This window comes from Streptomyces purpurogeneiscleroticus (genome assembly GCF_020024005.1).
Lineage (GTDB): Bacteria > Actinomycetota > Actinomycetes > Streptomycetales > Streptomycetaceae > Streptomyces > Streptomyces purpurogeneiscleroticus.
Map to the genome: position 1 here is coordinate 23,145 of NZ_NHSG01000208.1, position 9,265 is coordinate 32,409.

At 70.7% G+C, this 9,265-nt stretch carries 9 protein-coding genes; 8 read left to right on the plus strand and 1 reads right to left on the minus strand.

Features of this window, described 5'->3' with window-relative positions:
* Nucleotides 1–160 precede the first annotated feature (160 nt).
* The 3 genes from mhpD to dmpG are packed head-to-tail and all read left to right on the plus strand — an operon-like array spanning nt 161 to nt 3,005.
* Nucleotides 161–1,000 carry a 2-keto-4-pentenoate hydratase gene (mhpD, locus tag CCS38_RS13505; RefSeq protein WP_223733489.1) on the plus strand — a complete coding sequence of 280 codons (840 nt, stop codon included), beginning with the start codon at nt 161–163 and terminating at the stop codon, nt 998–1,000.
* The gene (locus CCS38_RS13510) at nt 997–1,962 is read left to right on the plus strand and encodes an acetaldehyde dehydrogenase (acetylating) (RefSeq protein WP_223733490.1); all 966 of its coding nucleotides are present in this window, start codon (nt 997–999) and stop codon (nt 1,960–1,962) included. Before mhpD ends, CCS38_RS13510 begins: the two co-directional genes overlap by 4 nt.
* On the plus strand, nt 1,959–3,005 hold the full coding sequence (dmpG, locus tag CCS38_RS13515) for a 4-hydroxy-2-oxovalerate aldolase (RefSeq protein ID WP_223733491.1): 1,047 nt from the start codon (nt 1,959–1,961) through the stop codon (nt 3,003–3,005). The genes CCS38_RS13510 and dmpG overlap by 4 nt, the downstream gene beginning before the upstream one ends.
* A gap of 85 nt (nt 3,006–3,090) precedes the next feature.
* Here dmpG and CCS38_RS13520 read toward each other — a convergent pair whose 3' ends face one another.
* Nucleotides 3,091–4,008, minus strand: coding sequence for a LysR family transcriptional regulator (locus CCS38_RS13520; protein ID WP_223733492.1), 918 nt, complete (start codon nt 4,006–4,008; stop codon nt 3,091–3,093).
* Between the two features lie 125 nt (nt 4,009–4,133).
* On the opposite strand from CCS38_RS13520, the gene CCS38_RS13525 reads away from it, so the two are divergent.
* From CCS38_RS13525 to CCS38_RS13545, 5 genes are all read left to right on the plus strand, one after another.
* Nucleotides 4,134–5,135 (plus strand): fumarylacetoacetate hydrolase family protein, encoded by a 1,002-nt coding sequence (locus tag CCS38_RS13525; protein WP_223733493.1) that lies wholly within the window; start codon nt 4,134–4,136, stop codon nt 5,133–5,135.
* Nucleotides 5,132–6,130 (plus strand): cyclase family protein, encoded by a 999-nt coding sequence (locus CCS38_RS13530; RefSeq protein WP_223733494.1) that lies wholly within the window; start codon nt 5,132–5,134, stop codon nt 6,128–6,130. The genes CCS38_RS13525 and CCS38_RS13530 overlap by 4 nt, the downstream gene beginning before the upstream one ends.
* Nucleotides 6,131–6,190: 60 nt before the next feature.
* Nucleotides 6,191–7,321: an FAD-dependent oxidoreductase gene (locus tag CCS38_RS13535; protein ID WP_223733495.1), complete on the plus strand. Its 1,131-nt coding sequence runs from the start codon at nt 6,191–6,193 to the stop codon at nt 7,319–7,321.
* Nucleotides 7,318–8,322, plus strand: coding sequence for an amidohydrolase family protein (locus tag CCS38_RS13540; protein ID WP_223733496.1), 1,005 nt, complete (start codon nt 7,318–7,320; stop codon nt 8,320–8,322). Before CCS38_RS13535 ends, CCS38_RS13540 begins: the two co-directional genes overlap by 4 nt.
* Nucleotides 8,323–8,331: 9 nt before the next feature.
* On the plus strand, nt 8,332–9,265 hold a 934-nt coding region (locus tag CCS38_RS13545), incomplete at its 3' end, for a VOC family protein (RefSeq protein WP_223733497.1).

The window sequence follows — 9,265 nt, forward strand, 5'->3', positions numbered from 1 at the left end:
GAACGGGCCGCCCATTGGCGTGAAGCACTCCAGCAGGACGACTGCCTTTTCCAGCGCCGTGCCGTTCGACTTGTTCCGTGACACGGAACGAATATTGCTGCACGCACCGTGTGTCCTCTATCCAGGAGCTGTTCGCCACCGCCCTCCCGGAAGGTTGCCCATGGCGTCGTCCCACTCCCCCGACACACTGTCCCCAGAGGCACGCAAGGCGGCTGATGCGCTCTGGGAGGCCGAGCAGGCCGGCGTGCCGTGTCCGCCGGTACGTGATCAACTCCCGGCCGGCGACGTTACCGCTGCCTATGCCGTGCAGCGCCACAACGTCGAACGCCGGCTCGCGCAGGGCCGTCGCCTGATCGGCCGCAAGACCGGCCTTACCTCGCCCGCCGTCCAGCGCCAATTGGGCGTCGACCAGCCGGACTTCGGTGCACTGCTGTCCGACATGACGGTCCCCGACGGCGGCACGGTGCCGCACCGGCGGCTGCTCCAGCCCAAGGTCGAGGCCGAGGTGGCACTCGTCCTCGCCACCGACCTGCCGCATCCGGAAACCACACTCGCCGATGTGCTGCGCGCCGTGGACTTCGCCCTGCCGGCCTTGGAGATCGTCGACAGCCGGATCGTCGACTGGGACATCGGCCTGGTCGATACGGTCGCCGACAACGCCTCCTCCGGCCTGTTCGTCCTCGGCGGTACGCCGGTGCCACTCACCGCGGTCGACCTGCGCACGGTACGCATGTCGCTCACCCGCGACGGCGAGGAGGTGTCCCAAGGCACCGGCGCCGACTGTCTGGACAGCCCCTTGAACGCCGCCGTGTGGCTCGCCTCGACGCTGGCCGCGATGGGTGATCCGCTGCGCGCCGGCGATGTCGTACTGACCGGCGCCCTCGGCCCGATGGCCGCCGCAACACCCGGCAGCCGTTTCGAGGCGACCATCTCCGGACTCGGTTCCGTGCGCGTCGGCTTCGCGCCGCCCGCCCCTGACCAGAAGGCAGAGCAGCAGTGACCACCACGACATCCGCACCCCGTACCAAGGTCGCCGTGATCGGCTCCGGCAACATCGGCACCGATCTGATGATCAAGGTGCTCAGGCTGTCGGACAGCCTGGAGATCGCCGTCATGGCCGGCATCGACCCGGCGTCCGACGGTCTCGCCCGGGCGCGCCGGCTCAAGGTCGCCACCACTCACGAGGGCATCGACGGCCTGGTCGCCATGGACGAGTTCCAGGACGTGCGCATCGTCTTCGACGCCACCTCCGCAGGCGCACACCGCCGCCACGATCAAGTGCTGCGCGAGCACGGCAAGACGGTCGTCGACCTCACCCCCGCCGCACTGGGACCGTACGTCGTCCCCCCGGTCAACGCCGGTGACCACCTCGCGGCCACCAACGTCAACATGGTGACGTGTGGCGGCCAGGCAACCATCCCCATCGTCGCCGCCGTGAACGCCGTGACGCCGGTCCACTACGGCGAGATCGTCGCGTCCATCTCCTCCCGCTCGGCCGGTCCCGGCACACGGGCCAACATCGACGAGTTCACGGAGACCACCTCCGCGGCCATCGAGAAGGTCGGCGGCGCCGCGCGCGGCAAGGCCATCATCGTCCTGAACCCGGCCGAGCCCCCGCTGATCATGCGAGACACGGTCTACTGCCTGGTCGACGACTGCGACGAGGCAGCGGTGGCCGCTTCGGTGGAGCAGATGGTCACCCACGTGCAGACATACGTCCCCGGCTACCGCCTCAAGCAGCAGGTCCAGTTCGACAAGGTCACCGCCGACGATCCGCTGCGCACCCTGACCGGGCCGGACACCGGCAAGAACGCGGTCAAGGTCTCCGTCTTCCTCGAAGTGGAGGGCGCCGCACACTACCTGCCCGCCTACGCCGGCAACCTCGACATCATGACCTCAGCGGCACTGCGCACCGCAGAGCGCATCGCCGCGCACAACTCCTCGAAGGCGGTTGCACGTTGACCAGCGTCAAGAACACCGTCCAGAACACTCCGCCCACCCTGTACGTCCAGGACGTGACCCTGCGGGACGGCATGCACGCCGTCCGGCACCGCTACACCACCGACCAGGCCCGCGCCATCGCCGCGGCGCTGGATGCGGCCGGCGTCGCCGCCATCGAGATCGCCCACGGCGACGGCCTCTCCGGCTCCAGCATCAACTACGGCGTCGGCGCCCACACCGACTGGGAATGGATCGAAGCGGTCGCCGACGCGGCCCGGCAAGCCATTCCCACCACCCTCCTGTTGCCCGGCATCGGCACCCTGCACGACCTCAAGCAGGCGCACGCGCTCGGCATCCGCTCGGTACGCATCGCCACGCACTGCACCGAGGCCGACATCTCCGCGCAGCACATCGGCGCCGCGCGCGAGCTGGGCATGGACGTGGCCGGCTTCCTGATGATGTCCCACATGGCCGAGCCCGCCGAACTCGCCCGCCAGGCGAAGCTGATGGAGTCCTACGGCGCCCACTGCGTCTACGTCACCGACTCCGGCGGCCGCCTGACCATGGACGGTGTACGGGACCGCTTCCGCGCCTACCGCGACGTCCTCGACCCGGGTACTGAGCTGGGCATCCACGCCCACCACAACCTCGCACTCGGCGTCGCCAATACCGTCGTCGCCGTCGAGAACGGCGTCACCCGCGTGGACGCCTCGCTGGCGGGCCAGGGCGCGGGGGCCGGCAACTGCCCGCTGGAGGCGTTCATCGCGGTCGCCGACCTCATGGGCTGGAAACACGGCTGCGACCTGTTCCCCCTCATGGACGCCGCCGACGATCTCGTACGGCCCCTCCAGGACCGCGAGGTACGGGTCGATCGCGAGACCCTCACGTTGGGCTACGCGGGCGTCTACTCCAGCTTCCTGCGCCACGCGGAGGCCGCCGCCCGGCGCTACGGCCTCGACACCCGCACCATCCTGGTCGAGGTCGGCCGCCGCAAGATGGTCGGCGGCCAGGAGGACATGATCACCGACATCGCCCTCGACCTGACGGCGCGCGACGCCAAGTAAGCGCTCCTCCAACGCGGTTGGCGGTCGGCGGTCGGTGGCGGCTGCGCACCCTGCACGCCAACGACGTTGAGGCGCCTTCCTCGTGTCATTCCTCGTCCATGCGGGGCAGGCGCGCCCCGACCCGCGCGGCCGTCCCGCGCAGCCAGATGTGGGCCGCGTCATGCGTGTGGACCGGGTGCCACCACAGCGCTTCACGCAGCGGCACCGCCTCGTACGGCGGCTCCACGACCCGAACGGCGGCGATCGGCGTCAGCATCCGCGCCAGGCGTGCCTGGATCAAGGCGAGGCGCCGGGTGCCGGCGATCATCAGGGGAAGGAGCTGGAAGCTGTCGACGGAGACCTCCACGCAGGGCTCGATGCCGAGCATGCCCAGCTGGCGGACCGCGGGGGCGTCGTAAGTGCGCTGGTACGTGACCCAGGGCAGCCGGGCCAGGTCCCGCCGGGTGAGACGGTCCTCGACGCTGGGGTGGTCCTGTGCCACGAGGAACACCCAGCGGTCGTCGTAGAGGTCGGTGGCGGGGAAATCGCTGATCACACCGTGCGGCATGAGCAGGCCGTCGGTGGCGCTCAGCAGGGTCGCGGTGTCGTCGACGGCGGTGGGCGGGGCCTGGGTGAAGCGGAGCCGGATGCCGGGGGCCTCCTCGTGCACCACGCGGGCGAGTTCGGTGCCGAAGACCGCGACGGCGTAGTCGGACGCCACCAGCCTGAACTCACGCTCCTCCTTGGCCGGGTCGAAGTCGGCCTGGCTGGAGAAGAGGCGTTCCAGCACGTCGTAGGCGGTGGAAGTGCGGTCCAGGAGCACCTGGCCGAGGGCGGTCAGCTCGTAGTGGCCGCCGACGCGGGCGAGCAGGTCGTCGTCGAAGTGCCGGCGCAGCCGGGCGAGGGCCGCGCTCATCGCGGGCTGGCTCAGACCGACACGCTGCCCGGCGTGGGTGACGTTCCGCTCCTCGAGCAGGGCGCGCAGGGCGACGACGAGATTGAGATCGAGGCGGGCCAGGTTCACGGGTTCCCCTTGTTTTTCGGCGCTGACCAGGAGGAATTTGCGTGATGGATTATTGCTATCCACACAATCTATTTCCCTGATCGCTGGCGGCGGGTCCACATTAGTCCCACAGCAATCAGGAGGACATGTCTGTGAACCCCGCACCCGTATCCCCGCCCTTCGCCGGGCCCTTCGCCCTCGCGACCCTGTCGGCCCCGGACCGCCCGGCTTTCCCCGCACTGGTCACACCCGACGAGCGCGTCGTGGACCTGCGGACCGCCCTGGACGACGACCGGTTGACGGCCCGTCGGCTGCTGGAGAGCTGGACCGCGGTGCTGCCCCGGCTACGGACCCTGGCCGGCGACGGCACGGTGGAGCGCGCTCCTCTGGCGGAATTCCGGGTGCACGCCCCGGTCGAGCCGCGGCAGGTCCTCCAGTCCGGCGCCAACTACCGGCAGCACGTCATCGACCTGCACGTCGCGCACCGCGCGCCCGGTGACGACCGCCCGGAGGACGAGCGCCGCGCGGAGGCCGCCGAGATCATGGACCGGCGGGCCGAGGAGGACCTGCCGTACGTGTTCATCGGGCTGCCGAGCGCGATCACGGGCCCGTACGACGATGTGGTGCTGCCCGTGTGGGCCGAAAAGCCGGACTGGGAGCTGGAGTTGGCGGCCGTCATCGGCAGGCCCGCGCATCGGGTGACGGTGGAGGAGGCCCTGGAGTACGTCGCCGGGTACACGATCGCCAACGACCTGACCGACCGCGCCACCGTCTTCCGCCGGGACATGCCGCAGATCGGTACCGACTGGCTGCGCAGCAAGAACGCGCCCGGCTTCACCCCGCTCGGTCCCTGGATCGTGCCCGCCGAGTCGATCGCCGACCCCGGCGACCTGCGCCTCGTCCTGAAGCTGAACGGCGAGACCATGCAGAACGAGTCCACCAAGGACATGATCTTCAACGTGGCGCGCATGGTGTCCTACGCCTCGCAGACGGCCCGGCTCCTGCCCGGAGACCTGGTGCTGACCGGCTCCCCCGCCGGCAACGGCATGCACTGGGGACGGCTGCTGCGCGACGGCGACGTGATGGACGGCTCGATCAGCGGCCTCGGCGCGCAGCGCACCCGCTGTGTGGCGGAGGTGGCGTCGTGACCCTGGACCGGAACGACCCCGAGGGCGCCATCGCCGAGGCCGCCAAGTCCTTCTCGAACTGGGGGCGTTGGGGCGAGGACGACCGGCTGGGCACCCTCAACTTCCTCGACGCGGCCAAGCGCCGCGAAGGGGCCGCGCTCGTGCGCCGGGGCGTCAGCTTCTCGCTGGCGCAGCGCTTCGACATGGACGGCCCGCAGAAGGGCTGGCGGCGTCGGACCAACCCGGTGCACACGATGCTCGACACCGGCACCGACGCCGCGCTCGGCAACCAGGGCTTCCCGCACGGGCTCGGCGGCGCCGACGACGTCATCGCCATGCCGCTGCAGTGCTCCACCCAGTGGGACGGGCTCGGCCACATATTCGACCACGGCAAGGCGTGGAACGGCCGCCCCGCCGAGCAGGTCGTCACCTCCGACGGCGACCTCGTCACCGGCATCGAGCACATGGCCCCGTACGTCGCCGGACGTGGCGTCCTCCTCGACGTGGGCCGCGTCATCGGCGAGGGTGGGGGCACCTCCCGCTCGAGCGGAGTCGAGAGTGGGGGAGAACTGCCCGACGGCTTTGCGATCACCGAGGAACACCTCACCGCGACAGCCGAGGCGCACGGCGTCACGGTCGGCCGGGGCGACATCGTGGTGGTGCGCACCGGACGGCTCGCCAGGGCCCGACGCGAGGGATGGGGCGAGTACGCGGGCGGCCCCGCGCCCGGCCTGTCGTTCACCACGGCCGGCTGGCTGCACCGCACCGAGATCGCCGCGATCGCCACGGACACCTGGGGCTTCGAGGTCCGCCCGAACGAGTTCGAGCACGCCTTCCAGCCGCTGCACCAGGTCGCCATCCCCAACATGGGACTGCTCATCGGCGAGATGTGGGACCTGGACGCGCTGGCCGCGGACTGCGCGGACGACGGCGTGTACGACTTCTGGCTCGCCGCCGCTCCCCTGCCCGTCACCGGCGCCGTCGGCTCGCCCGTCAGCCCGATCGCCGTCAAGTAGCCCTCGATCTCCCTGAGATTTCCCCGAGATCTCCGTGAGGGACAAAGGAGTAGTTCCCCTATGAGCACACCCCGCACGGTCCTCGTCATCGGCGGTGGCGCGGCCGGCAACGCGGTCACGATCCTGCTGCGCCGCGCCGGGATCGCGGTCGACCTGATCGAGGCCAAGGACGACTGGAACGCCACCGCGGGATCCGGCATCACCCTCCAGGGCAACGCCCTGCGCGTGCTGCGTGAACTCGGCGTGTGGGACCTGGTGGAGAAGTCCGGGTACGCGTTCCGCGCGGTCGGCATCACCGCGCCCGACGGCACCGTCCTGCATGCCGCCGAGGACCTGCGCACCGGCGGTGACGACCTGCCCGCCACCGTCGGCATGCAGCGCCCACAGCTGCAGGGCATCCTCAGCGACGCGGTGCGGGCCGGCGGCGCCACCGTCCGTCTCGGTGTCCGTGCCGCGTCCCTGGAGCAGGACGACGACGGCGTGTCGGTGGCCTTCGACGACGGCAGCGAGGGCCGCTACGACCTGGTGATAGCCGCCGACGGCATGGGCTCCGCCACCCGCGCGGCCATCGGCATCACGGACCGGCCGGAGCCCACCGGCATGGCCATCTGGCGCGTCGCCGCACCGCGCCCGGCCGGTGTGATCCGCACCGACCTCGCCTACGGCGGCCCCGCCTACATCGCCGGGTACTGCCCCACCAGCGACACCACGCTGTACGCCTATGTCGTCGAGGCGAAGCGCGACCGGGCCTCCATACCCGTGGCGAGCTACGCGGACGAGATGCGCGCCCTGGCACAGCACTACGGAGGCCACTGGCCCGAGATCACCGCGCACATCACCGACCCGGCGAAGGTCAACTACACCTGGTTCGACCGGATGTTGGTCGAGGGTTCCTGGCATCGCGGCCGGGTCGTCCTGGTCGGCGACGCCGCGCACTGCTGCCCGCCCACCCTGGCCCAGGGCGCCGCGTTGTCCCTGGAGGACGCCTGGGTGCTCGCCCAGCTGCTGACCGCCTCCGACACCTGGGACGACCCCCTGTTCCAGGAGTACTACGAGCGCCGTGTAGCCCGCGTACGTCCCGTCGTGGAAGCGTCCGTGCAGATCGGGCAGTGGCAGCTGGACGGCGTTCGCGACGCCGACATCCCGGGCCTGATGGGCCGCACCATGACCATGCTCCGGGAGCTGCCGTGACCACGCCCACCGTCGACGTGCACGCCCACGTCCTGCTGCCGGAGGTCGACGCCCTGGTGGACGGCCTGCCCGGCCACGCCGAGGCCCGCGCCCTGGATGCCCGCCGCAACGGCCGCGCCGCGCTGAAGGTCAACGGCCCGATGATCGGCGAGCGGATCGGCCGCCTCACCGACGTACGGGCCCGGCTCGCGGCAATGGACGCCCAGGGCGTGGACATCCAGCTGGTCAGCCCGTCTCCCTCGCACTACCACTACTGGGCGGACGAGGCGACGGCCGAGAAGGTGTACCGGCTCGCCAACGAGGCCACCGCCGCGCACTGCGCGGCGGCACCCGACCGGCTGCGCGGCCTCGGTCTCGTCCCCCTCCAGCACCCCGCCCACATGGTGCGCGCCCTCGATCACGCCCTCGCCCAGGGGCTGGCCGGGGTGGAGATCTCCAGCCAAGCCCCGGCGCGTGAGCTGTCCGACCCGGCCTACGAGCCCTTCTGGTCGCGCGCCGAGGAGACCGGAGCGGTCGTCTTCCTGCACCCGTTCGGCTGCACCCTCGACGAACGCCTCGACCAGTGGTACCTGTCCAACACCGTCGGCCAGCCCACCGAGAACGCCGTCGCCCTGTCGCACCTGATCTTCTCCGGTGTCCTCGACCGGCACCCCGGTCTCAAGGTCGTCGCGGCGCACGGCGGCGGCTACCTGCCCACCCACATCGGCCGCTCCGACCACGCGTGGTCGGCCCGCTCCGATGCGGGCGCCGGCTGCGCCCACCTCCCCAGCAGCTACCTGAAGCGCCTGTACTTCGACTCCCTCGTCCACGACCCGCACGTCTTGCGGGAGCTGGTCCGGGCCGCCGGGGCCGACCGGGTGCTGCTCGGCTCCGACTTCCCCTTCGACATGGGCACCGAGGACCCGGTCGGCGCACTGCGCGCCGCTCACCTGCCCGAGGGCGACTTCGACGCCGTCCGCGGCGCCAATGCCGTCGAACTGCTCCGTCTCCCACTCACCTGAGAGGAACCCATGAGTGCACGCCTGCTCACCCACCTGCGCCACGTCGACCTCGCCGTACCCGACTACGACAAGCAACTCGGCTTCTACGCCGGCGTCTGGGGCCTGACCAAGGTCGCCGAGGACTCCGGCATCTCCTTCCTCGCCGCCGAGGGCTCCCCGGAGCAGTACGTCGTACGACTCCGCAAGGCCGATGAGAAGCGCCTGGACCTCGTCTCGTACGGGGCGGCCGACGCCGCGGCCGTGGACACTTTGGCCGAGCAACTTCTGCGGGGCGGTGTGGAGTTGATATCGCGGCCCGGCAGCGTCGACACGCCCGGCGGCGGCTACGGCTTCCGCTTCTTCGACGTCGACGGGCGCACCATCGAGGTCTCCGCCGACGTCGAGGTGCGGCAGCACCGCAAGATCGAGGAGAAGGAGGCCATCCCGGTCAAGCTGAGCCACGTCGTGCTCAACTCCCCCGACCTCAACCGCACCCGCGAGTGGTACGAACGCCACCTCGGCTTCCGCCTCTCCGACACGCTCTCCTCACCCCACATGGGCGAGGTGATGCACTTCATGCGGATCAGCAACCAGCACCACTCCATGGCCATCGCACAGGGCCCGCACACCGCACTGCACCACGTCTCCTTCGAGATGCGCGGCCTGGACGAGTACATGCGCGGCTCCGGCCGTGTCATGCGCGCCGGGTACCGCAAGATCTGGGGTCCGGGCCGGCACATGGCGGGCGACAACACCTTCACGTACTTCCTCGACCCGCACGGCAACACCATCGAGTACACCACCGAGCTGGAGTGCCTCGACGAGGACACCTGGCACCCGCACGTCTACGACTTCTCCCAGCCCGAGGTCACCGACCAGTGGGGCACCGCGAACCCGATGAACGAGCTCGTCGCCAAGGAGTCGTTCAACGACCCCGACCGCGGCGTGTTCGTCGCCCCGCCGG